Origin of the sequence: Actomonas spartinae (assembly GCF_051209155.1) — a bacterium.
Taxonomy (GTDB): domain Bacteria; phylum Verrucomicrobiota; class Verrucomicrobiia; order Opitutales; family Opitutaceae; genus Actomonas.
The window spans coordinates 941,948-965,955 of the sequence record NZ_JBPJGB010000002.1 but is presented as its reverse complement, the minus strand read 5'-3'; the positions used below and the strand labels follow the sequence as shown (position 1 = coordinate 965,955).

The 24,008-nt window shown below is 65.5% G+C and carries 21 protein-coding genes; 13 read left to right on the top strand and 8 right to left on the bottom strand.

Annotated features, from left to right (window positions below; genetic code table 11):
• Window positions 1–52: 52 nt before the first annotated feature.
• From AC0MRV_RS11610 to AC0MRV_RS11585, 6 genes are all read left to right on the top strand, one after another.
• Entirely contained in the window at window positions 53–1,807 is a 1,755-nt protein-coding gene (locus AC0MRV_RS11610) for a CHASE4 domain-containing protein (protein ID WP_472764637.1), read from the top strand.
• A 76-nt stretch (window positions 1,808–1,883) separates the two neighbouring features.
• A complete protein-coding gene (locus AC0MRV_RS11605; protein WP_472764636.1) occupies window positions 1,884–2,552 on the top strand; it encodes a hypothetical protein in 669 nt (222 codons plus the stop codon).
• A gap of 86 nt (window positions 2,553–2,638) precedes the next feature.
• Window positions 2,639–3,244, top strand: coding sequence for an RNA polymerase sigma factor (locus AC0MRV_RS11600; RefSeq protein ID WP_472764635.1), 606 nt, complete (start codon window positions 2,639–2,641; stop codon window positions 3,242–3,244).
• Window positions 3,235–3,687 (top strand): hypothetical protein, encoded by a 453-nt coding sequence (locus AC0MRV_RS11595; RefSeq protein ID WP_472764634.1) that lies wholly within the window; start codon window positions 3,235–3,237, stop codon window positions 3,685–3,687. Before AC0MRV_RS11600 ends, AC0MRV_RS11595 begins: the two co-directional genes overlap by 10 nt.
• A 168-nt stretch (window positions 3,688–3,855) precedes the next feature.
• Entirely contained in the window at window positions 3,856–4,338 is a 483-nt protein-coding gene (locus AC0MRV_RS11590) for a hypothetical protein (protein ID WP_472764633.1), read from the top strand.
• Window positions 4,339–4,370: 32 nt separating this feature from the next.
• On the top strand, window positions 4,371–4,928 hold the full coding sequence (locus AC0MRV_RS11585) for a zf-HC2 domain-containing protein (RefSeq protein ID WP_472764632.1): 558 nt from the start codon (window positions 4,371–4,373) through the stop codon (window positions 4,926–4,928).
• Between the two features lie 50 nt (window positions 4,929–4,978).
• Here AC0MRV_RS11585 and AC0MRV_RS11580 read toward each other — a convergent pair whose 3' ends face one another.
• The 3 genes from AC0MRV_RS11580 to AC0MRV_RS11570 form a co-directional block, all read right to left on the bottom strand.
• Window positions 4,979–6,586 carry a hypothetical protein gene (locus AC0MRV_RS11580; protein ID WP_472764631.1) on the bottom strand — a complete coding sequence of 536 codons (1,608 nt, stop codon included), beginning with the start codon at window positions 6,584–6,586 and terminating at the stop codon, window positions 4,979–4,981.
• Window positions 6,587–6,668: 82 nt separating this feature from the next.
• On the bottom strand, window positions 6,669–8,618 hold the full coding sequence (locus AC0MRV_RS11575) for a tetratricopeptide repeat protein (RefSeq protein WP_472764630.1): 1,950 nt from the start codon (window positions 8,616–8,618) through the stop codon (window positions 6,669–6,671).
• A gap of 20 nt (window positions 8,619–8,638) precedes the next feature.
• A complete protein-coding gene (locus AC0MRV_RS11570; RefSeq protein ID WP_472764629.1) occupies window positions 8,639–10,510 on the bottom strand; it encodes a hypothetical protein in 1,872 nt (623 codons plus the stop codon).
• A gap of 161 nt (window positions 10,511–10,671) precedes the next feature.
• Between AC0MRV_RS11570 and AC0MRV_RS11565 the strand changes: the two genes are divergently transcribed.
• Window positions 10,672–11,586, top strand: coding sequence for an alpha/beta hydrolase fold domain-containing protein (locus AC0MRV_RS11565; protein WP_472764628.1), 915 nt, complete (start codon window positions 10,672–10,674; stop codon window positions 11,584–11,586).
• Between the two features lie 53 nt (window positions 11,587–11,639).
• Here AC0MRV_RS11565 and AC0MRV_RS11560 read toward each other — a convergent pair whose 3' ends face one another.
• Window positions 11,640–12,065: an NIPSNAP family protein gene (locus tag AC0MRV_RS11560; RefSeq protein WP_472764627.1), complete on the bottom strand. Its 426-nt coding sequence runs from the start codon at window positions 12,063–12,065 to the stop codon at window positions 11,640–11,642.
• Window positions 12,066–12,188: 123 nt separating this feature from the next.
• Between AC0MRV_RS11560 and AC0MRV_RS11555 the strand changes: the two genes are divergently transcribed.
• A complete protein-coding gene (locus tag AC0MRV_RS11555) occupies window positions 12,189–14,822 on the top strand; it encodes a PVC-type heme-binding CxxCH protein (RefSeq protein ID WP_472764626.1) in 2,634 nt (877 codons plus the stop codon).
• Window positions 14,823–14,886: 64 nt separating this feature from the next.
• Entirely contained in the window at window positions 14,887–16,521 is a 1,635-nt protein-coding gene (locus tag AC0MRV_RS11550; protein WP_472764625.1) for a bifunctional metallophosphatase/5'-nucleotidase, read from the top strand.
• A gap of 62 nt (window positions 16,522–16,583) precedes the next feature.
• Here the strand turns inward: AC0MRV_RS11550 and AC0MRV_RS11545 are convergent, their stop codons facing one another.
• From AC0MRV_RS11545 to AC0MRV_RS11530, 4 genes are all read right to left on the bottom strand, one after another.
• On the bottom strand, window positions 16,584–17,585 hold the full coding sequence (locus AC0MRV_RS11545; protein ID WP_472764624.1) for a hypothetical protein: 1,002 nt from the start codon (window positions 17,583–17,585) through the stop codon (window positions 16,584–16,586).
• Between the two features lie 141 nt (window positions 17,586–17,726).
• Window positions 17,727–18,296 (bottom strand): DUF5655 domain-containing protein, encoded by a 570-nt coding sequence (locus AC0MRV_RS11540; protein WP_472764623.1) that lies wholly within the window; start codon window positions 18,294–18,296, stop codon window positions 17,727–17,729.
• Between the two features lie 41 nt (window positions 18,297–18,337).
• On the bottom strand, window positions 18,338–18,874 hold the full coding sequence (locus tag AC0MRV_RS11535) for an SRPBCC domain-containing protein (protein WP_472764622.1): 537 nt from the start codon (window positions 18,872–18,874) through the stop codon (window positions 18,338–18,340).
• Window positions 18,871–19,245 (bottom strand): ArsR/SmtB family transcription factor, encoded by a 375-nt coding sequence (locus AC0MRV_RS11530; protein ID WP_472764621.1) that lies wholly within the window; start codon window positions 19,243–19,245, stop codon window positions 18,871–18,873. Before AC0MRV_RS11530 ends, AC0MRV_RS11535 begins: the two co-directional genes overlap by 4 nt.
• A gap of 160 nt (window positions 19,246–19,405) precedes the next feature.
• Between AC0MRV_RS11530 and AC0MRV_RS11525 the strand changes: the two genes are divergently transcribed.
• The 4 genes from AC0MRV_RS11525 (at window position 19,406) to mobA (ending at window position 23,964) form a co-directional block, all read left to right on the top strand.
• The gene (locus AC0MRV_RS11525) at window positions 19,406–20,119 is read left to right on the top strand and encodes a cytidylate kinase-like family protein (RefSeq protein ID WP_472764620.1); all 714 of its coding nucleotides are present in this window, start codon (window positions 19,406–19,408) and stop codon (window positions 20,117–20,119) included.
• 142 nt (window positions 20,120–20,261) lie between these two features.
• A complete protein-coding gene (locus tag AC0MRV_RS11520) occupies window positions 20,262–22,478 on the top strand; it encodes an FdhF/YdeP family oxidoreductase (protein WP_472764619.1) in 2,217 nt (738 codons plus the stop codon).
• Between the two features lie 89 nt (window positions 22,479–22,567).
• Window positions 22,568–23,377 (top strand): formate dehydrogenase accessory sulfurtransferase FdhD, encoded by an 810-nt coding sequence (gene fdhD, locus AC0MRV_RS11515; RefSeq protein ID WP_472764618.1) that lies wholly within the window; start codon window positions 22,568–22,570, stop codon window positions 23,375–23,377.
• A complete protein-coding gene (mobA, locus tag AC0MRV_RS11510) occupies window positions 23,374–23,964 on the top strand; it encodes a molybdenum cofactor guanylyltransferase (RefSeq protein ID WP_472764617.1) in 591 nt (196 codons plus the stop codon). Before fdhD ends, mobA begins: the two co-directional genes overlap by 4 nt.
• The last annotated feature ends 44 nt before the right edge of the window (window positions 23,965–24,008 follow it).

Below are 24,008 nucleotides of genomic sequence, written 5' to 3'. Positions count from 1 at the left end.
GCGTCACCCTGTTAAACCGGTTGCGGCGCCTGTCGCCAGCCGGGCTCGCGCCATGAACTTGCTCACCCGACTCAGCCTGATCCTTGCGGTGGTTTTCACCGGAGTCGTCGTGGCCGTCGGTCTTTCCTACCGCTCCTCAAAGCAAAAAATCGGCACCCTCATCTCCGACCGGACCGAGGAGCACGCCGTCTTCTTCCGCAGCGGGGCGAAGTTGCAGAGCGCCGGCCTCAAGAGCCTCGTTGCAAGCTATTCGTGGTGGGACGACATGGTGCAATTCATGCAGGACCCGGATCCCACCTGGGCCTCCAACAACATCGAAAACATCGTCGGCATGCCCGGTGGCTGCGACGCGCTGTGGGTGCTCGGCACCGATCTGTCCCTCGTGCACACCATCGACGTGGACTATCGCCGGCCGCGCGTGCCCTTCGACTCTGCCGACAGCCTGCGCGAGCACATCGCCGAGGGCTTCGAGTTCAGCTACTTTACCGTGATCGAGGGCGAGATCTGGCAGATCTTCGGCTCGGCCGTGCAGGACCCGACCTTTTGGCGCCACGAGACTCCGGTCGTCGGCTACCTGCTGATCGGCAAACGCTGGGACGAGTCCTGGCTCAGCCAGCTCGGCAACCTTTGCCAATCTCGACTTAGCGTCACGATCGAGCCGTCTGCCGACGCCGATTTCACCAACGCCCCGCTCCGGGCCGCGCCGACCTCCGGCTACTTTTTCACGTCGCCAATCAACGGCCTCAATAACACCCGCATCGCGACCGTCACTGGAACCTTCGACGCCACCACAATCGAGCAGGTGCGGCAGTCGCTCGGCGAGCAGGCCCTCATCTTCGCCAGCAGCATCGCCATCCTCTTGGCCCTGCTCGCGATCTTTATCGGCCTGACCATTGTGCGTCCGCTGGGCCGGATCACCCGGTCGCTCGAATCGCGCAACCCGATCCACTTGGCCGATCTCCTCGTGGCCAAATCCGACTTCGGCGAGATCGCCCGCCTCCTCTCCTCCCAGTTCCGCCAGGGTCGCATGTTGCAGGAAGAAATTCGGCGCCGCCTCGCCGCCGCCAATCCTGACGACGACGATCATCATCGCGAGACCAACGAAGCCCTGCGGCTGCGTCTCGCCTCCGACCTCCACGACGGTCCGCTGCAATCGCTCTACGCCGCCGGCCTCAAGATCAGTTCGCTCGAAGCCCTCACCTCCTCCGGTCGCTCTCCCTCCACCGCGCAACTGGCTTCCATCCGCGGCATCCTCACCGAGTGCTCGGCCGACCTGCGCAACCTCCTGCTTGATCTGGAGCCGGAAGAGCTGCGCGATCAGGACCTCGAGACGTCGCTGCAACGCTTCGAACGCTACATGCAGTCGATCTCGCGCCAGTCCGCCCAACTCTCCATCGAGGAAGGTGTGCTCGACGGCCTCTCCCGCGACGCACAGATCCACGTCTACTACATCGCCCGCGAGCTCATCTCCAACGCCGCGCGTCACGCCCGGCCCGATCACACCTCGTTCTTCCTGCGCCGCGAAGCCGGCTTCCTCGTCATTCGCTGGGAAAACGATGGCTTCACCCCCAACGACGCCGTCACCTCCGGCAACGGACTGCGCAACATCGGGCAACGCATCCAACAACTCGAGGGCACCTGGACCTACCGCATCCACCGGGGGCGCACCTGGCAGGTCGTGATCGAGATCCCTTTCACCGCCCTCTTCGGCGCCATGAACGTCGCCTCCGTCGGCGACCTCGCGCCGCCCCGTTCCTCACTCCGGTCCGCCACTCCGCCACCGAGCGAGAACACGGGCGAAGATTGACCCCGGACCGCAACTTTCGGCACACTCCGATCCGACCCCTTTCGGAACTTTCGCCGCCCTCGCGGCTCTTATCCCCATGCCCGCTTCCTCTCGATTCTTGCGCCTGCTCGCCCTCCTCGTGGGCTGCTGGGGCGCCGCCACCGCCTCGGCTCAACACTGGACGCCGAGTGCCGACTTCCTGGCCCGACTCTCCGAGACCGAAAAACTCGCCACCGGCATGCACGAGTTGTCCGCCCAGGAGCGCGCCAACCTCGAAAACCTCGTCGCCTACGAAATCGCCTCCGCCCGCGCCGGCAACGTGACCGGATTTGCCGGCACCTTTTCGTCCCGCCGTTCGGAGGCCGAACTCGATGCCACCGGAATGGACCGCCTCAGCGACGAACAACGGGAACGTCTCGACCAACACATTGCCGGCTTCCTCGCCGATACCCCGCGTGTGCCCTACATCGCCCGCGGCGATCGCACCCGCGCGCGCACCACCGGCGACGGCGAAGCCGTCTCCAGCGACGGTCCCCGTCTCGAAGTGCACGGCGAGGTTTCCATTACCGTCGGCAGCGCGGGCGGCGACAGCTTTTACGGCGGTTCGATGACCACCGTGATCAGCGACCCGAAGGGCCGCTTCAGCGCGGCGGTCACTTACAGCACGATGCGCGGCGGCACGCCTTACTACGGCGACTACTATTACGATCGCCGCGATCCTCGCTTCCGCGCACCGGGCAATCTCGGTCTCCCGCCTCGCCCCTGAGACCACCATGTAGGCCGCCCGCCCTGTCCCGCGAACGCGGTGATTGCGGGCGCTGAGTCGCTCCGCCGCCCCCCTTCTCCACGCGCATGGATTCGCCCCCGTCGGACGCCACCACCGCGGCTGAGCCCGAGCTCATCACCCGTGCCCGGGAGGGTGACGAAGCCGCCTTCGGCGACCTCATGCAGCGCCACTACGAAACCGTGTTTCGGACCGTCTACGCCATCGTGCGCAACGAACACGACGCCCGCGATCTCGCGCAGGAAGTCTGGCTAAAGGTCTGGCGCGAACTGCCGCGCTATCGCGGCGACGCCAAATTTACCACCTGGCTGCACCCTATTTCCACCCGTCGCGCCCTCGACCACCTGCGCAAACGGCGCCGCTGGTTCGATCGCTTCCTCCCCTTTTCCCGCGAGGACGAAGACGGCGAAACCCGGACCTTCGTTGAACCCGCCGACGACGAACCCGCCGCCCCTGCCCAACTCGAGGCCGAGGAGCGCCGCGAACACTTCACCGCCCTGCTCAACAGCCTGCCGCCAAAACACCGCGCCGTGCTCGCCTTGCGCGAGGTGGAAGGTCTATCTTACGACGAAATCGCCGCCGCCGTCGGCATTCGCCGCGGCACCGTCATGTCGCGCCTCTTTCACGCCCGCCGCCTGCTCGCCCAAAAACTCCGCGAATCCTCATGCGACTAATCCTTTCCCTCTGCGGCCTCGCCGCCCTCCTCGCCGCCATGGCCGTTCCCGCCGCTCACGCCCAGGGTAACGACCGCGTGGCCCTGCGCGCCATCCTCGTCTCCGCCTCCAAGGAGCCCGGCGCCACCGACCGCAGCCTTTCCCGCTACGAGGACACCCTGCGCCGCATTCTCCGCTTCGAGAGCTTCCAGCAACTGGGCTCCGACCGCGCGACGCTCGACACCCCGGGCTCCGGCACCCTGTCGCTCGGTCAAGGCCACCGGCTCGAGATCAACACTGAGCCCGCCAAGGGCGACCGTATCCGCGTGCAGGTGGAATGGGACGGCAACGGCCGCCGCCTCATGCGCACCGGCCTCGTGCTGCGCCCGGGCGTGCCCGCCGTGCTTGGCGGCCCCTCGCGCAATGACCACGAGGTCTACGCCGTCATCCTCATCGCCGACTAAGACGATCCTCACGGAAGGAAATGAAGAAGACGAAGCCCAACCCCCACCTTCTGCTTCCCTTCGTTACCTTCGGTAAAAATCCAGCGGATCGAAATTCCTTTCCCAAAAAGTGAATACGCCCCGCCCGGGCTTCGTCGCAATCCGGTGAACTCAACCAAGGAGATCACCATGAAAAAGACCCTCACGATTCTCGCCGCCGCTGTCGCGGCTCTCGCCCTCACCGCTCGTCCCGCCGCCGCCATCGGAGACAAGGAAGCCGCCATCCTCGGCGGTGTGCTCGGCGGACTCGTCATCGGCGCCGTCATCGACGACGCGCTCGACCACGACGCCAACGTCAGCTTCGACGTCGCCTACTCCCATCGCGATCGCGATTACCGCGACCATCGCGACCACCGTGACCGCGACCGCCGTCGTGACTATGATCGTCATGATCGCGATCGCGGCCGCCATGATCGCGACCGCCACTACGACCGCGGTGGCCGCCACCACGACCGCGGTGGTTACTGGACTTACCGCACCGTGAAGGTCTGGATCCCCAAGCAGGTCACCTTCACCCGCGACCGTTGGGGCAACCGCACCAAGCACGTCCAACGTGGCTACTGGACCTATCGCAACGAAAAGGTCTGGGTTTCCACCCGGGGCCGCTGGTAAGCTCCCCCCGCTCCCCCACCTTCCGCCCTCCCATGAACTGCCGTCAAATCCAGGACCATCTCTTCGCCGATCGCGATGAGACCTCCGTCTCGGCCGCAGCAGCCCGGGAGGTCGCCGACCACCTCGCCTCCTGCCCCGAGTGCCGCAGCCTCCAGGAGGGGCTGACCAAATCACTCCACGATTGGCAACGCGAAGTTGGTGATGTCCCCATCCCCGATCCCCAAACCGAGTGGCATGCGGTCCGCCGCAAGATTCGCCAAGGCGAAGGGGCCGCCACACCCGCCGCCGCCTGGGCTGGGTTACTCCGCATTGCCGCCCCGCTCACCGCGGTGGCGGCGATCGCATTGGTGGTTTGGCAGGCCCGCCCCCCAGCGCTCGGTCCGACCCCCGTGGAACCAGCAACCACCGTCGCGCAAACCGACTCCTTCGACGGCACGTGGCCGGAGATGGATCAGCATTTCGCCTTCACCGCGCACGCCGAATACGTCGAGACCGACAACGAGGACGCCAGTCCCTTCGTCTATGTCGACGACGAGTCGGGGTGGCTGATTGTTTGGGCCAGCGACCCGCCCGACGAAGCCTCGATCTAAGCGCCTGATGGGTGGCTGAGAAGGCGAGCGAGTGGCTGCCTGGATCAGCCCTACCGCCCCTTCGCCATCTGCTCGATCTGCGCCCGCAACAACTTGCAGGCATCGATCGCCAGGGACCGGGTTTCCGCGGCCTGCGTCTCATCGACCGCGGCCAGCGCCGCCGCCACATCACCCTTGGCCAAGGCAGCCTTGACCGTCGCCTGCAGCTCAGGCAGCGCCAGGGCCGACCATTGCTGCAACGCGCTCAACTTGAAATTCCGCGGCGCTTCGGGCTCGGCCATGATCATCTCCAGATCGGCCAAGGCGGATGCCGTTTCACCGCCACGCGCACGCAAAGCCGCACGGTAAAGTCGCGCCTGCGCCCCGACCGCATCCGGCCCCACCCGATCCGACAAGGCCTGCAGCACCGCCGGCTCCGCGTTGGGAGAAACCAATCCGATCGTGCCGAGGACCTGATAAGCCTCCACCATACCCGGACTCAGTTCGACCGCTCGCAGCATCAGATCACGGATGTCGCCCAGCGCATAGGCCTCGCCCGCGCTCAACTGCTGCAATTGCCACGACGCCACCGACACATGCGCCCAAGCGTTTTCGGTGCCCTGCTCGACGGCCTGCAGATAGTGCGCGTAGGCCTGCACCTGATCACCAGCCTTATACGCGCGCCGCGCCTCCAGCTCGATGACAGCCAAGGATTCCGGCGCCGCCTGCTTCGCTTGCTCAAACGCCTTGCGCGCATCGCGCTCCCGCCCGTTCGCCAACGCGGCGTCACTCCACAGCGCGAGCCGCTCCGCCTCGGGCAACGGCACCGCCTCGTAAGCATCGATCGGTTTCCGCTCCAGATACCACGCGCGAAACTCCTCCCGGGCCTTCCGATTCCGCACCGAGCGCAAAATTGGGACTTTCAGCTCCTCCAAACTGAGACCGGCGACCGCCTCCAAGGCCTGCGGCACCGGTCGGTCCTGCATCAACGAGAGAAAGCGCTGCACGCGCTCCGCCCCTTCATGACCATCCATCAGCCAGCTCATGATGCCCCAGGCGCGGGCCTGCAAAGCCGTGCGCTCGTCATCCGTCGCCATCATTTCGAGCCGACCGGCAGGACTGAAAAAGACCTCCCACGGGGTGACTTCGTCATCGGACCAACGCTCCGGAAAGTCCTTCTTGTCCATCCCCCGGTAGTCGATGTCGCTCCCGCTGAAACGTTGTTCGAGCACCATGTGCAATCCCTGCGCCACCCACCACGGCATTGCCCGGCCGTAAGCCGCAAGCAGGCCGGGGTTTGCCGGCACCCGCGTTTCCTTAGACATCGACGTCGTCATCGCGATCACCTGACGGCCGTCGACCGTGAGCGTTTGTTGCAGAATCTCTTCGTCGACCTCCGTGGCAACCGATCCAAAGATGGCCGCCAGATCCTTTTCCCGGCGGAACAACACCACGATCGGCCGGGGCGGCTGGTAACCTTCCCGTCCCAACACCGCCTGCACCAAGCCGGACATCGCGTCAAAATCCTGCGCGTAAAGCTCCGCCGTTTTGGCTGAACTGTCGGTGTAGATGGTGACCGCGTCCGCCTCGAGTTTCCACCACGACTCCGCCGCGGCGGCACGGCTGGCGCCGACCATGAGGATCAGGAAGACAAACAGAAACTTGAGGCGGGTTTTCATGGGCAAACGATGCGTAATGCAGGCAATCGAAACGGTCGAGTCAGTGATTGAATCGCGAATCGTCCTGAGGCGACCGCGACACTCATTGCTTGGCCTGAGCTTCCGCCAGCAAAGCCTCGATTTGACTGCGATACTTGGACTCGGCGGGAGCGGCCGGCAAATACTCCTCCGCCAGCGCGACCGCGTCCGCCCAGCGTGCTTCCTTGTTCGCGGCCTTCATGAGCTGCAGGGTGGCGATTTCATCAACCTGCCGGGCAACGCGTTGAAACGCCTGTCGCAATGAATCGGATACATCGCGCCCGGCCAGTTCCCGCGCCGCCCGCTGGGCGGCCTCAAACGAACGCGCCTTCAACATCCGGTTCAAGTTGCGCATCTCGCGGTCCAGCTCGCGTTGCTCATGGTTGGCCTTCCCGTCCAAAAGTTGATCGCGCAGGGAACGCAGCAACCCCGCATCCTCGGGCTGCGCTTCGGTCTTCTCCCATGCGTCGATCGCCGCCAACGCTTCGTCGAAAGCGTTGCGCTTGGCCAAAGCGACCACCTGCTCGTTCAAGGGTTCGGTCCGCATGTCCGCCAACCGGCTTTCGGCATTCGCCCGCCGCGTTTCGCTGGTCTCCGCCTGCGAGATGATCCACTGCAGATCGGCCTTGGCTTCCTCGTTTCGGTCCAGTCGTCGCAACAACAAGGCCCGATAGTAGCGGGCTTCGGTGCCCCAAAAATCAGAGCCTATCGCCCGCGCAAGATCGTCCAACTTCGATTCGTCCGGCGCCTTCTCCAAAATCGCGATCCGCCCCAGCAAGCGGTAGGCTTTGCCCGACCCCGGATCGAGTTCCAGCGCCCGCCGCACCTCTGCTTCGGCTTCCTCCATCACCACGGGAACACCGCCGCCAATCCGATCGACGCCCCCTCCGCTGCGTTGCAGACGCCAAGCCGCCGAGTTGAGATAGGCGTCCGGATTCTCCGACCCCGCCGCGATCGCCGCCCGGTATTTGTCGATCGAAGCCGCCCGGTCCCCGCGGCGATCCAACCACCGCGCCCCCGACTCCAGCGTGTAAGCCGCGTCTCGGGCCAGCGACACCGCCTTCAGGTAGCGCAAGTCGGCCTCGGCAGAATTGCCCGCCGCAGCCGCGACATCCGCCTGCATGGCCAGCAGCTCCGCCTCCGCCAACGGCTCGATCGTCATCGCGGCCGACACCGCGTTCGCGTCAAACGGCAGGCGCACCGAAGGCAGACGTCCCCGCACGTGCGAACGGATCTCGCGATTAAAATCATCAAGCTCAACCCCGGCGACGGCGACCGCCCCATCCGCAAACGGCTCCTGCGTGACCCGCCGCGCCAAGTCCACGAAGCGCCGCGATCCCGCGTCATCCCGCAGCAGCAGCCAGTGCATCAAACCCCACGCCTGCGCGTGATAGACACCATAGTCTTTCTCACCGCGATACTCCGGTGAGGTGCGACCGATCTCGAAGAAGCGTGACCACGGCAACATGACGTCGTTACGCCACACCTTGGCGTGAAACATCGTGTCCCCCACCACAACCGCTTCACCGTCATCGACGTAGGCGGTCGAGACCACACTCCCGCTGCCCTGTGCCATCCAAGTGGGCAGTGACCAACCGTAGCGGCGCAACAGCCACATCGTCTCAAACTCCGCCATCAAGCGCCGGGTTTTTGCCCAATCGGAGCCGCGCGCCAGAGCGGTCACCGCCCGACCGTCGACTTCGGTTGAAAAACTGAACGGCTTCGACCGCGAGTCGCCGTCGGTGCGCGCACCATACGCCACGAAGTCCTTGTGGCTGGAATGCAGGATGATCACCGACCGCGGCACCCGCACGCCATCCGGGGCGAACAATTGGCGGGTCGCCTCCCGAAAACCCGCGAACTCCAACGCGAACTCCCGCACGGCGCTCTCGCGCGCATCGCTCATCACCACGAACCCGGGCGTCTCCAACTTGATCCAGTCACGCGCCATCGCCGGCAACACCACAAGGACCAACCCGGCCCACACCCCGACCCACTTTGGAAGTCGTTTCATAAATCGTATCCTACGTTCCATTACATCGTTTGAACCTGGGCCAACAGCCCCTCGATCTCCGCGCGAAACTCGGAATCCGCCGGCACCTTGGCCAGAAACGTCTCTGCCGTCTCCCGCGCCTCGGCCCAGCGCTGCCGTTTGATGAGGCCCGCGACCATCTGCCGGGTGACGTTGGCTTCGATCTCCACGGCCAAGGCGGCAAACTGCTCGCGGAGCCCGGCATCCTCCGTCTTCGCCACCGTGCGCTCGAGCAAGGCCAGCGCATCCGCAACGTTCCCCTGCCCGAGCAGATCATTGACCGCATCCCTCACCGACGCGAAGAGCTGCCCCCGATCGCCGGACAAATACGCTTGCACCGCGGCCAGGCGCTGTAAGGTGGCGTGGCGCTCCCCATCGTTGAGCTCCGGATTGCGGGCTGCGATCGTGAGCTCCGCCACCGCATCCTCCTGCCGGCCGGCCTTGGCCAGCAGGATCCCCAGATAACCGCGCACGCGTGCGCCCCAGAGATCGGCCCCCACCCGTTGCCGCATCAAATCGATCCAAACCGGCTCCACCGCATCCGCCAGCAATGCGACCCGCCCGAGCACGTTGTAAGCGCGACCATTCGAGGGATCCAACGCGATCGCTCGCCGCGCCTCTCGCTCCGCCGCCTCCCATTCCGCGCGCCACGACTCGCGGTCGTTCTCCGCCGCGGTGGCCTCCAGCGCAAAAACGCGCTCCTCCGCCGATACGAGCCAGGCGAACGGACTATCGGTTCCCCGCTCCATCGCTTCCCGATATCGCGCCACGGCCTCCGCCCGTCGTTCCATCATCAAACAGCGCCGCGCGTCGGCCAGCAGCAACGGCAGCGGCAGCGGACGATCGCTCGCCGCCAAAGCCGCATTCAGCCGGGCTTCGGCGCCTTCGAGATCCCCACTCGCCAACAGGATATCCGCCAGCAGAGCCTCCGACTCCGCAGTGCTCAGCGCTTCGAACTGCATCCGTCGATCAACCACTTCCGGATCAAAGCGAAAGCGTTCGTAATCGCGTTCACCGGCATACCGCAGCACTTCCGCGGTGAGTGCCTCGGCGCTGAGACCGAAGTAAGCCAGCAACTCCGCCGGCGTCGCACTCCGATCGGTCAAAGCCGTCAGTTCCTCCATCCGTGCCCGCGGATCATCCGACCGAAACACCCACCAACGCACCAACCCCCAGGATTGGGCCCAGTATTGCCCGCGCTCGCGCGGCGTCATCTTCGCAAGGTCCGGTCGGCCGGCCGCAAAAAAGCGATCCCAGTCCAAGAGGTGCGTTTCATTCCAGCGCCGCAGGTCGAAAGGCAGACTGCCGACATCCAGCGCGCCCCGATGTTGGAACTGCGAAAACGCAAACACCGCCCCCACCCCCTGCGAAATCCACGGCGGCAAATACCAACCATAGCGACGCATCCGCCATTCCAACTCCAGATACACCGTCGCGCCCAATTGCGACTCGGGATGAATGCGGCTGAAGTTGAGCACGGTGCCGCCGTCGCCATCGATTTCCACAAAACCACCGAGACTGGTCATCCCGGATTCCTGGCTCGCCGTCCCCATCAACTCGGCGAACTCGCGGCGGGTGGGCATCGACAGGATCAGGGCCCGCGGCGCCGGCAGCCCATCGCGGGCAAAGTAGCTGTCAAACGTGTCGAGATACACCTGGTAGCGCATCGCGAACTCCTCGTGGTCGGAATCCCGGTTGATGCCCAGAATCTCGAACTCGTCGTTGCCGTAGCGAAACCAGCCTTTTTCGTCGCGTTCCGCCGCCGACAAGAGGCCAGCCGCAAAGGCGAGGAAGGCCCAGGTGAGACGTAACCCTCTACCTAAAAATTGGTTAAGGTTCGATAGACACTGTCCGGAGGTGACCAAGGAGTTCATACGCAAACGACATTGAGGTTCCACTTGGCCAGTGTGGACCCACCCAATCGAACCGGTTGACCTACGCCAAGACCCTTTTCACCTGTCGGCCCCAACCCGAAGCTGAACGGACACATTCACCACCCCTTGTCGTCGTGGCGCCGGCGTGCTGGAATCCCCGGATGATACCCCCGGTTTGCCGCCTCCCGCGGTTCGACGCCGTCCTCGGCACTTTGCTCGCCGCGATCCTGCTGCCCCTGGCGGCCGCGGACCAAGCGCCTACCCGAACGGGCCTCACCTTTGCCACTTTCGACGACCAGGAGCTCAAACTCGACCTGTATCAACCTTCTGGTGACGCCGGTCCGGTCGGAGTCCTGATCTGGGTGCACGGCGGCGCGTGGCGGGCGGGCGACCGTTCCAGCGTCGATCTCAAGGGCATGACCGACCACGGCTGGGCCGTGGCCAGTGTGGATTACCGCCTTTCCACCGTCGCGCCCTTTCCTGCGCAGGTGCACGACATCAAAGCCGCGATCCGCTACCTGCGCGCCCATGCCGCCGAACTCGGACTGCCCGCCGCGCCGTTCGTGATCGCCGGATCCTCCGCCGGCGGGCACCTCGCCGCGTTGGTAGGCGTCAGCAACGGCTCACCTGAACTCGAAGGAAAGGTCGGCACCGCCCTCTCCACCGACTCGTCCATCCAGGCTATCGTCGACCTCTACGGCGCCAGCAACCTGACCACGATTCTCCCGCAATCCACTCCGCACGGCCTCAACGTTCGTCGGCCCGCGCTTGAGTTGCTCCTCGGCGGTCAACCCGAAGACGTGCCCGAGATCGCCCGACTCGCCAGCCCGGTGTTTCAGGTCGATGCGCAGGACCCGCCGCTCTACCTCAGTCACGGCGACCAGGACCCGCAGATGCCCATCAACCAAGCCCATGAGTTGCAGGGCGCCTACGAGGCGCTGGGGCTGCCCGTATCGTTCACAGTGATGCACGGCAGTGCCCACGGCGGACCGGCCTTCACCGCGCCGGCCGAGCTCGCCCGCATCGACACCTTCCTCCGCACCCACCTCGACCTGCCTCCCGCGTCGCCGCGCTGAGTTTGTCACTTACTAAGTGACAAACTCGACCAGCCCCGAGCCGCGACGAGGTCTTACTTGATCGCGGAGAAATCCGCCGCGGTCAGGAAGATCGACTCCACTTTGTTCACGAGGCGACCGTTCTTGATGCTCTCGGCATAAGCGGCCTTCCACTCCGGGTCCTGCATGAATGTCGCCCACGCCTCCTTCGCCGCTTCACGGCTCGGGTGCGCGATCACGTAATAAAGCTTCGGCTCTTCACCTTCCTTCGGCTCCGCCTCGACCCAGTAGCCGACGTTTTCAATGCCGAGTCGTTCGAAGATGCCACAAGTGTGGTCGCGGAAGCGGGTCAGCAGATCGCCGATCTTGCCCGGATTCGCATGGTAGATGCGCAGTTCAAAGGCCCGTGGCGCCGCCTCCTCATGATGGTTGGCGCGGGCGACGGGCGCCAGGGCCAGGGCAACGAGGAGGAACAGGGCAGCGAAGCTTCGGGGTTTCATGATCCCACGATCGGTTTTGGCCAAGTTCACTCAATCCCAAAGCCTCCCGCGCCGCCCTTGTCCCGAGAAGACGTTAAATAAAACGTGTTTATTCCCCGGCCTTCATCGTTCAAACCCTCCCCCATGCCCCGCGTAACCCCGCTGCTTCCGCTCCTCGCCACCTTCGCTTTCGCCGCCGGCCCCGATCATGTGCCCGTCGAAATGTTCACTCTGCCCGACGGCATGGAGGCCACCGTGTGGGCCAAAGCCCCGCAACTGCGCAACCCGACCAACATGGACATCGACTACGCCGGTCGCATCTGGGTGACCGAGGGCGTCAACTACCGCGGCCACGCCGGTCGCGATCCGGCCGGTGATCGCGTGGTTGTCCTCACCGACACCGACGGCGACGGCACCGCCGATTCGTCGCACGTTTTTGTGCAGGAACCCGAACTCGTTGCTCCGCTCGGCATCGCCGTGATCGACAACAAGGTCGTCGTGTCCTGCGCCCCGCACCTGATGGTCTACACCGACGTCGACCGCGACCTGCGCTTCGACCCCGCCGTCGACAAACGCGAGATCCTCCTCACCGGGTTCAACGGCGCCAACCACGACCACTCCCTCCACTCCGTCACCGTCGGCCCGGACGGCCTCTGGTATTGGAACAGCGGCAACACCGGCGGCTTCTTCACCGACCGCTCCGGTCGCACCTTCCGCATCGGCAGCGCCTACACTTGGGATGTCGCCACGCCCGGCGGCCACTCACCCATGAGCTATGCCGGCACCAAGTCCGACGATGGCCACGTCTACGTCGGCGGTTTCGCCGCCCGCATGCAACCCGATGGCACCCACGTCGAGATCATCGGCTACAACTTCCGCAACAGCTACGAACAGACCGTCACCTCCTTCGGCGACGTCTTCCAGAACGACAACGACGACCCGCCCGCCTCCCGCACGTCCTACCTGCTCGAATACGGCAACGCCGGTTGGTTCTCCAAGGACGGCAAACGTTTCTGGAACGCCGACCGTCGCCCCGGTCAGGACATTCCCACCGCCCAATGGCGGCAGGACGATCCCGGCGCAATGCCCTCCGGCGACGTCTACGGCGCCGGCGCCCCCACCGGCATCGTCTTCTACGAGGGCGACCTCTTCGGCGACGCCTGGCGCGGCACCCTGCTCTCCTGTGAAGCGGCCCGGAATGTCGTCTTCGGCTACCAACCCGAACCCGTCGGCGCTGGCTGGACGCTCGACCGGATGAAGTTCTTCACCACCAACCCCGAGGAAAAACTCACCGGCGTCGACTCCCTCAACGGCCGTCGCAACAACGAGCTCTACTCCCTCTTCCGCCCCTCCGATGTCGCGATTGGTCCGGACGGCGCCATCTATGTCGCCGATTGGTTCGACCCCCGTGTTGGCGGCCACGCCGACCATGACGACCAACTTTACGGCACCATCTACCGCATCACCCCCACGGGCGTGAACCCGGCCGTGCCGACCTTCGATCTCAATACCACCGCCGGCCAACTCGCCGCCCTGCGCAGCCCCGCCGTCAACGTCCGTGACCTCGGCGCCTCCCGCCTGCGCGCCGCCGGGGCCGCCGCGCTGCCCGCCGTCCTCAGCCTGCTCGACGACGCGAACCCTTACGTGGCCGCCCGCGCCGTCTTTCTCCTGCCTCATCTCGGCGCCGAAGGCCTTGGCGCCTCCCGCGAACTTACCTCGCACGACGACCCGCAGATCCGCCTTGCCGCCCTGCGCTCCCTTCGCCGCGCCGGCGCCGATGTATCCGCCGAGCTGCGACAGCTCGCCGCCGATTCCGACCTCGCCGTCCGTCGCGACGTGGCCGTGGCCCTGCGCGACGCACCGGTCGAATTCGCCCTGCCCCTGCTCGAGCAGATGGCCGCGTCCTACCGCGAGGAAGACCGCACCTTCCTCGCCGCCTGGGGCATCGGCGCCGACGGCAAGGCCACCGCGCTGACCGAGGCCTTGTTGCAACAGAACGACCTGCCGCAGCAGACCGACCTGCTCTTCACGCTCAGCGATGAAGCCGCCGGCGCGACCTTCAAGGCCCGCGCCCTCGACCATAGCCTGCCGCAGGCCGACCGCCTGCAGGCCATCACCGCCCTCGGCTTCAACGCCTCCTCCTTCGGCGCCGACGCCATGCTCGAGCTTTACCAATCGGAACCCGACGGCCTCATCAAGGACACCGCCCTCTGGTGGATTCTCAATCACATGAACCTGCGCTGGGCCGGCACGGATCTGGCCGCCAAGGTCAAGACCGCCGGTATCTACGATCCCGATACCGTCACCGTCGCCGGCAGCATCGTGCCCCGGGCCGATCCGGAGAAACGCCTCAAACTGGAGGACGTGCTCGCCGCCACCGGTGACGCCGCTCGCGGCGCCGAGAAAGTCGCCGCCTGCCGCCTCTGCCACAAAGTCGGCGACACCGGTCCCGACTACGGCCCCGACCTCAACGGCTGGGCTTCCCGTCAAGGCACCGAGCAAACCGTGTGGGCCATCATCGACCCGTCGCGCGACATCGCGCACGGTTACGATGGTCGCAACGTCGAGCTCAAGGACGGCACCGAAGTGCACGGCATCGTGCTCGCCGAATCCGACCCCGTCGTGGTGCGCTCGCTTGGCGGCGTGACCCAGATGATCCCGCGCGACCGCGTGAAAGGCGTCCACTGGTATGGCCGCTCCCTCATGCTCAGCGCCGACCAACTTGGGCTCCAGGCGCAGGATGTCGCAGACATCGTCGCCTACCTGCGCAACCAATAAAGCCTTCGCCCACTCGGCGGTTTTCGCGCTTCCCACCGCGCGCTTAACGCCATTCTCTAGCGCCATGGTTCCCCGGCTTCGTTCCCTGGCCGTCGCTTGCTTGGCGGTCTCCTGCCTCTGCGATGGCGCCGAGCGCAGTTTCGTCACGGTGCTTTCCACGACCGACCTGCACGGTCACGTCCACCCGGTCGATTATTACACCGATCAACCGGCGCAGAACGGCTTGGCCAAGATCGCGACCCTGGTGCAGCGCGCCCGCGCGCTCGATCCCGAGCTCATCCTGCTCGATTCCGGCGACACCATCCAAGGCACGCCCCTCGCCTATCACTCGGCCGTGGTCGATCCGCCCCGCCGCAATCCCATGATGTTGGCGATGAACGCGCTCGACTACGACGCCATGGCCATCGGCAACCACGAGTTCAACTTCGGCCTCGACGCCTTCAACCACGCGCGCCGCTCCGCCCGTTTCCCTTGGATCTCGGGCAACATCTGCCTGAGCGACACCGACGATCCCGCCTACGCCCCTTATTTGGTCAAAGAGGTTCGCGGCGTGCGCGTCGGCATCCTCGGCCTCACCACCCCCGGGGTGCCCGCGTGGGAAACGCCGGTGAACTACGAGGGGCTCCGTTTCACCGATCCGGTTGCCGCGGCCCGCCGCTACGTCGACGAACTTCGCCGCCGCGCCCGCGTCGACCTCGTGGTCGTCGCCATGCACATGGGGCTCGAGGAGGACATCCTCACCGGCGCACCGCATCCCGGGCAGATCGAAAACGAAAACGCCGCCGTCCGCATCGCCCGCGAGGTGCCCGGCATTGATCTCATCCTCATGGGGCACACCCATCGCGAGGTCCCGTCCCTCACCATCAACGGTGTGCTGCTCAGCCAAGCCGGCCGCTGGGGCGAATTCCTGTCCCGCACCACCATCCTGCTCGAACGCGACGAGCCCGACACGCCGTGGCGCGTCGTCGGCAAGACCGCCACCACCCACCCGATCAACGATCAGGTTCCGCCCGACCCGCGCATCCTTGAGATCACCCAAGCGGCTCACGACGCCACCGAAGCTTGGCTCAACGAACCGATCGGCACCGCCGAGCGCACCCTCTCCGCCGAAAACTCCCGCATCGAAGACACCGCCATCATCGACCTCATCCACCGCGTGCAGCTCGAAGCCGGCGATGCCGATGTCTCGCTCGCCGCCAGCTTCAACACCGCGGCCCGCATCCCCGAGGGTGAGATCACCATCCGCGACCTTGCCGGCCTCTACGTCTACGAAAACACCCTCGTGGTGGTTGAACTCACTGGCGCGCAACTGAAGGCCGCGCTCGAACACGCTGCCCGTTACTTCCTGCCCGGTCGACCCGGCGCCGAGGCCCGCGACTTCATCGATCCCTCCATCCCGGGTTACAACTTCGACACCGCCGAAGGCGTTGACTACGTCATCGACCTCAACCGCGGCCCCGGCGACCGCATCGTTGATCTCACCTTTCAGGGCCGACGCCTCGACCCGGACCGCAAACTTAAGGTCGCGATCAACAACTACCGCCACAACGGCGGCGGGGATTACACCATGTTCCAGGACGCCAAAGTGCTGAGCCGCTCCAACGTCGGCGTGCGTGACCTCATCGTGCAATGGGTGATGGCGCACCCCGGCGAGCTCCCCACCGAACCCAGCGGCAACTGGCGCATCCGCCTGCCGTGATGGGTATGCTTTAGGATTTAGAATCCTAGGAGTAAGGAATTTCAGCGCCCTCGGCGCGGCCCTCACTGCAGCAACAACTGCACTTCCAAGCCGTCCAGAATATCAAGGCGATCGATCGCCGGATCCGGCATATTGCTGCGAGCCAATTCGACCACCATCGCCGCCGCCTCCTGCTCTTCCTGCAACTCGTGCAACGCCGCCAATTGCCGGGGATTCAAAACCTTGGACGCACTTTCGATCACCGCCGGCGTGATCTCCACGCTCTCCGCCGCCGAATGCATGATGGGCACCGCTTGACGCTCCTCCGGGTCAACCACCACCGAAACGCCCGGCAGGGCCGGCCGCACCTCGGCACCGGACTCCGCCATCACTGCCACGAGGGCCTCAACCTGCGCCGGGGCCAGAGGTTCGGGCGTGTAGCTCAGACGCTGCTGCAACTGCGCCACGGCCGCCCGCTGCGGGAGCGTTTGTTCGTAGGCCTTGTAAACCGCATAACGGGCTTCTCCCAAAGTCTGGCGGATAAGCCCGTCGATCTCCTCCTGCGCCCGCTTGGTCGCGGTCTTCATTTCACTCCCGCCCATCTGACCGGCCAACTCCCCCCGCGAGACCATCATCACGTCCATCGCCGCGTTCTGCTTCTCGATCAAGAGGGCCCGCAGCGACTCCAGCTCCTCCTCGCTCAAGTCCAGTCGGCCAAACAACTCACCAAAGCGCGCATCCAACATCGATCGCTGATGTGAGGCCACCGCCCGCAGGAATCGCGGATCCTCCAGCATTTCGACCACCCCGGCCAACTGCCGCTGACTCATTGGCGAGGCCGTTTCACTCAGCCGCGCCCGCACCGTGAGCGGTGCCCGGTTCCATGCGCGCACTCTCTCGGGACTCGTGCCAGCGGGTTCGGCGATCTCCTCGCCCGGCGCCAAGGTCGATTCCGGCAGGACCGCCACACGCGCTTCTCCCTGTGCCCAACGCATCAACGACTGGTGCTGTCGCCAAGCCACTGCGCCGAGCGCCATAACACAGCACACCAGAGCGGTGATCACGAAATCGCGGGGAGTAGACATCAGCTGAAGGGGGAGAAAGCTGCAGGAAGGAGACCAACCGCGCACATATTGTTCCCGACTATTTCATCAAAATCGCCTCGGTCGAGACCTGGCCGGCCCTTTGTCATAGTTTTTTCGATACACCGGTCCAACCGGTTTCGCTCAACCGGCCGCATCAAAGGCTTCACGCAACCAGCCAATCAGCTCCGCGTCGACCTCCGCCGGCGTCCCCACGCGCACCCGGTGGCTCACCATCGAATTGAAGCTGCCGCTCGCCTCCAGCCGACCGGCGGGGGCCTTGCCCTGCAAATTGAGGCCGACATCCACTCGCGTGGCGGTGGACGGTTGCACGAGGCCAAACTGCTTTTTGCGGCGCAGACTTACGTAGGTTTTTTTCGGGGCCAGCTCGACTTCGGTCCCAAAACCGTGCACCGCCGCCATGATCGCATCATGAATCGGTTTCAGTTCGGCCTTCTTGCCGCCGTATTGGGCAGCCACCAGGTCATCCGCCGCCGGCGCGCCGCCCGCGTCCGCCTGTTTCAGCGAGTGCGCGATGAGATTGGCGTAACCATGGCCGATGCCGTGAACCGTTTTGAGATGTTTCACGACCTCGCCGTGCTTCTCCGAACCGGCGGCACGCGCTCGCTTCAGCCAGTCCGACCAAGCCACGCCGGTCTTGGCTTCGAGGTTACGCTGCATCGTGAGAACCTGATCTTCAGGAGTTGTGCTCATGTTAGTTTTCGTTTTTCGGGGGGGGGAACCGTTTCGACCCTTCAGTCACTGGTGCCGATCTTTCGCTCCATCGGCCAATTTTCGGTCCGACAAACCTTGGGGGTCATAAAGGCAAACAGGCCGATCATGCCGAGAAACAGGCGATGCTTGAACGGTGGTTTCCCCTGCTCGACGCAGCCCTTCAGCGTCTCGGTGATGAACGGTCCGCCGGCCATCATGTAACCTTCCGACTTGGTGCCCGCCGGCACATCCTCGATCAGCAGCACCAGGTCGGTGCCCGCGCCGTGTGCCGTGAGTTCGTAGGTCACCTTGCTGGGCGGATCGTTGAGCTGGGTAAACATCATCGTGTGGGCGAAACGATGCGGGGGCTCGACCACCAAGATATCACCCACCACCCCTGTGTATTTGTTATTTGGTGACCGCATCCGGATCGGTGATCCCGGCTGCAAGGCCGGCGTATGCATGACCGAGTTGTAGAAGAATGGCAGGACCTCCCCTTCCTTGGTGATCGCCTCCCATACGCGCTCTATGGGCGCTGCGATGTGGATCTTGAAAACGGCAGTCTTGAGTTCGCTCATGGGAGGTCGGGTTTCGGGTTGGAGGCGGGGGTTGGGCGAGTGGCCAGATTTTCGAGCTGATATTTGAGATCCATGACGCGCCCCGCCCAAAAGGCGGCGTAGTCCGTTGCCCAGCGATCGTGGATCATCTGCAGCGGCACCGCGTTGAAGTAGAGGTGGCGCATGCGCCCCACCTTCCGTGAGACGATGAGATCGGCCGCCTCCAGCACGCCGAGGTGTTTCATCACCGCGATGCGCGAGATTTCAAAATACTTCGCGACGTCGTTCACCGTCGCTCCCGGCATCGTCTTCAGCAGGTCCAAAATGCGCCGCCGGGTGGCATGGCCCAGCGCCTGAAAGATCGCATCCTGTGAGGACTCGCTTAAATCCATCTGTAACTTATTGGTTACCTTTTGAACGTGAGGTCAACTTTTTTTCGCCGATGGGTATGATCCGGCCTGTAAGCGGCGCTGCTATCCGCCCCCGCCACCAGCGAACGCTTCCCAAGTCTCCGCGACCGCCATATCCTTTCAGGGTCAACCCCCATGCATCATGAATCTACCCCCCAACCTCGAACGGGCGCAGAGTTACCTCAACCTGCAGCTCACCCGCCGGGGCCGCGGCCTGCCCCCCACCCCCGCCGGGCCCTTCATCACCCTGTCTCGTGAAGCCGGTGCCGGCGCTTCCAGCTTGGCCCGCCTCATCGCCGATCAACTGAACCGCACCCTCGAACCTGGCCAAACCCTCTGGCGCGTCTTCGACGGCAACCTGGTGGAAGCCATGCTGCGCGACCTCGATTACCCCGAGCATCTCGCGCGCTTTCTGCCGGAGGACTCGATCTCCGAAGTCGATGCCTCCATCGGCGAGATTGTAGGTCTCCACCCCAACCTTTGGGAATTGGTCCAACAAACCAACTGCCTGATCCGCCAACTCGCGGGCCAAGGCCGCTGCATCCTCATCGGTCGAGGTGCCAACTTCGCCACCGCCGCCGTGCCGCACGGCCTGCACCTTCGGCTCATCGGCGATCCCCAAACCCGCGCCCGCCACATGGCCGGCCTGCATCGTCTTGCCCTGCCTCGCGCCCTCGAACGCAATGCCAAAGCCGATGCCGCCCGGCGTCGCTACGTGAAGATGAACTTCAACCGAGAGGTCGACGACCCCGCGGCCTACGACTTGGTCATCAACACCTCTGGCATTCCTCTGCCCGAAGCTGCGACCACCATCGTCCACCTCGTGCACGCGCGCACCCCGGTTTCGGCCGCCTGATTTTCCAGCCGCCCCTCACCTTGCCCCCAACGCCGCCGGCCTCGCGCCGGGCGGCGTTTTTGTTGGGCCGAAACCCCATCCATTCAACTGTTCACATTTTCAGCATTTCCGTTTTCCGCGTTTCAGCTTTTCCTCCCCCCGAATGTCCTGCCCCCGGCCCACCCTGCGCCAGCGCCTGGCCCGACTGTCCCCCTTCGGTCTCGGCCACACCAAACCCAAACACTTCCGTGACATGCTGAAGGTGATTTGGGACAACCGCGACAACCTGCCCTATGCGTGGAAGATCCTGACCCGCGGCGTCTGTGATGGCTGCGCCCTTGGGGTCGCCGGCCTGCACGACTGGACCATCAAGGGCACGCACCTGTGCATGACCCGGCTCAACCTGCTGCGGCTCAACACCCAACCCGCCATGGCCCCTGACGCCCTGGCCGATGTCGCCTCGCTCCCCCGCGACAACCGCGCCTTGCGCAACCTCGGCCGCCTCGCGCACCCGCTGCGCCGCCGTCGGGGTCAGCCCGGTTTCACCCGCATTTCCTGGGACGAGGCCCTTGCCTCCATCGGCCAGAGGATCCGCGCCACCACGCCCGACCGCCTCGCCTTCTTTGTCACGTCCCGCGGCGTCACCAACGAGATCTACTACCTCGCCCAAAAAGCCGCCCGCTGGCTCGGCACCAACCACGTCGACAACGCCGCCCGCCTTTGCCACTCGCCGTCATCCGCCGCCATGAAACAGACCCTTGGCGTCGCCGCCTCGACCTGTTCCTACTCCGACTGGTTCGGCACCGATGTCGTCGTCTTCTTCGGCTCCAACCCCGCCAACGACCAGCCTGTATCGACGAAATACCTACACCTGGCCCGCAAGCAGGGCACCAAGGTCATCATCGTCAACCCCTACCTCGAGCCCGGCATGCAGCGCTACTGGGTGCCGTCCAACCTCGACAGCGCACTGTTCGGCTCGGACCTCATCGACGATTGGTATGCCGTCTCCCAAGGCGGCGACATCGCCTTCCTCTACGGCGTCATCAAACACCTCGACGCCGCCGGCCTCACCGACGAAACCTTCCTCCGCGACCACACCACCGGCTGGCCGGTGCTCGTCGCCCGCGCCCGCGAACTATCGTGGGAGGTCCTGGAAAAGGCCGCCGGCCTGCCCACCGGCCGCATGATCGCCTTTGCCGAGCTCATCGGCCACGCCCGCTCCGGCGTCTTCGTCTGGTCCATGGGCATCACCCAACACCCGTGGGGCGCCGACGGCGTGCGCATGGTGCTCAACACCGCCCTCGCCCGCGGTTGGCTCGGCCGCGACAAGTGCGGCGTCATGCCCATCCGCGGCCACTCCTCCGTGCAGGGCGGCGCCGAGATGGGCGCCTACGCCACCGCCTTCCCCGGTGGTCTCGCGGTCAACGCCGAGAACGCGGCCAACCTCGCCGCCCACTACGGCTTCGACATTCCCGCCGAACCCGGCCTCGCCGCCACCGAAATGGTGGAAGCCGCGCACCGCGGTGAACTCGATGTCTTCCACCTCGTCGGTGGCAACTTCCTGCGCACCCTGCCCGATCCCGGCTACGTCGCCGACGCCCTCGGCCGCATCCCGCTGCGCATCCACCAGGACATCATCGTCACCGACCAGATGCTCATCGAACCGGCCGACGAGGTCATCCTGCTGCCCGCCCAGACTCGCTACGAACAGGACGACGGCGGCACCGAAACCTCCACCGAGCGCCGCGTCATGTTCACGCCGCAAATTCCCCGCGAGGTCGGCGAAGCCCGCGCTGAGTGGAAAATCCTCCGCGACATCGCCCTCGCCGCCCGCCCCGATCCGCAAAACCTCTTCGGCTGCGCCACCGGTCAGGCGGTGCGCGAGGAGATCGCCCGGGTCGTGCCGTTCTACGACGGTATCCAAAATCTGAATAAGACCGGCGACGCCTTTCAATACGGCGGTCCGCACCTCTGCCCCAACGGCGTCTGCCCGACCGACGACGGTCGCGCCCACCTCGCCACCGTCGAGCTCCCGCCCGTCGGCGACCGACCGACCGGCGTCTTCCACGTGAGCACGCGCCGCGGCAAACAGTTCAACACCCTCATCTACGCCGAGATCGATCCGCTCAACGGGGCCCCCCGCGACGCCGTGCTCATGAACGCCGACGACGCCGCCGCCCGCCACCTCAAGCACGGCGATCGCGTCACCCTGCACAACCGCCTCGGCCGCTACGAAGCGCAGGTGCACCTCGCCCCGATCGCGCCCGGCAACCTCCAGGTCCACTGGCCCGAAGGCAACCATCTCATCGACCGCACCCGCAAGGACGCCGGCGGCGGCGTCCCCGACTACAACGCTCTGGTCGAACTCGAGACGCGTTGAGGTGATTTTCACAGGAGGAAACAGAGGACAACGGAGCCACTCCGCCGTTGGCTTCTCCGTTTCCCTCCCTTTCCTCCTGTAGAAGATCCGTGCCTCTCCGCCCCTCGCAAACCACCACGATTCAACGCTTCGCCGCCGACTCCTCGTCGACGGCCGACGACGCGCTCGCCGTCGAGGAGCCGCTGGAGATTCGGGTCGAGGGCCGCTCGGTCGCGCTCACCATGCGCACCCCCGGCCACGATGAGGAACTCGCCACCGGCTTTCTCTTCACCGAAGGCGTGCTTTCCTCCGTCGACGACCTGCTCGACCTCGACATCTGCTCCGCGACCGACGGCGGCCCGGGTAACGTGATCCACGTCCGCCTGCGCGATCCCGCCAGCGTCGATCTCGAGAAACTCTCGCGCCACGTTTTCACCGCCTCCTCCTGCGGCCTCTGTGGCAAAGCCACCATTGAGGCCGTGCGACCGAGCCGAAAGCCATCCATCTTACCTCCCGCAACCACCCCGGCCATCCTGCGCGCGCTCCCCGCCCGCCTGCACGCCGCGCAGTCCACCTTCCAGGCCACCGGCGGACTTCACGCCGCCGCCCTCTTCGATCCCACCACCGGGGACCTGCTCGTCACCCGCGAGGACGTTGGCCGACACAACGCCGTCGACAAGGTCCTCGGTCGCGCCCTGCTCGACCGCCGCGCCGATCTGCCGGCCCTCGGCCTGCTCGTCTCAGGTCGCATTGCCTTCGAGATCGGGCAAAAGGCCCTCGCCGCCGGCGTCTCGCTCATCGCCGGCATCTCCGCGCCCACGAGCCTCGCGGTCGACCTCGCCCGCGACACCGGCCAGACGCTCGTGGGCTTTCTCCGCGACGACCGCTTCAACCTCTACGCCGGCCGGCTCGCCCCGTGACCCCGTTCACCTATACCGCCGCCGTGCTTTGCGGCGGTCACTCCCGTCGCATGGGCACCGACAAAGCGCTCCTGCCCGCGCCCGGCTCACGCAGCCCGCTACTCAGTCACCAACTCGCGACCCTGGCCGCGCTCACCCCGCCCCCCATCTCCCGCGTCGTCGCCGCTCGCGACGCACAGCACCTGCCGACCGTGCCCGCCGATGTGACCCGTCTCGACGACGACGGCACCGCCGGCCCCCTCGGTGCCTTGGTGCAACTGCTCCAACACGCCACGACCGACCACGTGCTTGTCATCCCGGTAGACGCGCCGTCCCTGACCCACGAGATCCTGCACGCCCTCCTCGCCCGCACGACCTCCCCCACGCGCGGGGTCGTAGCCCGCTCGGTCGGCGGCACGCAACCGCTGGTTGCCCTCTACCCGCGTTCATTGCTCACGCCCTTCCGCGCCGCTCTCAATATGGGCCGGCTCAGCCTGCGCCGCCTCCTCGCCGAGCCCGCCGTCGCCGCGCATCTGGACTTGTTGGACTTCCCCGACGAACGCCCTTTCGCCAACTGGAACCACCCCGGCGACGTCGAAACGGATTAACCGGGGTAATTTACCCCAGAAGTTCCCTCAAGCCCTCCCGCAAT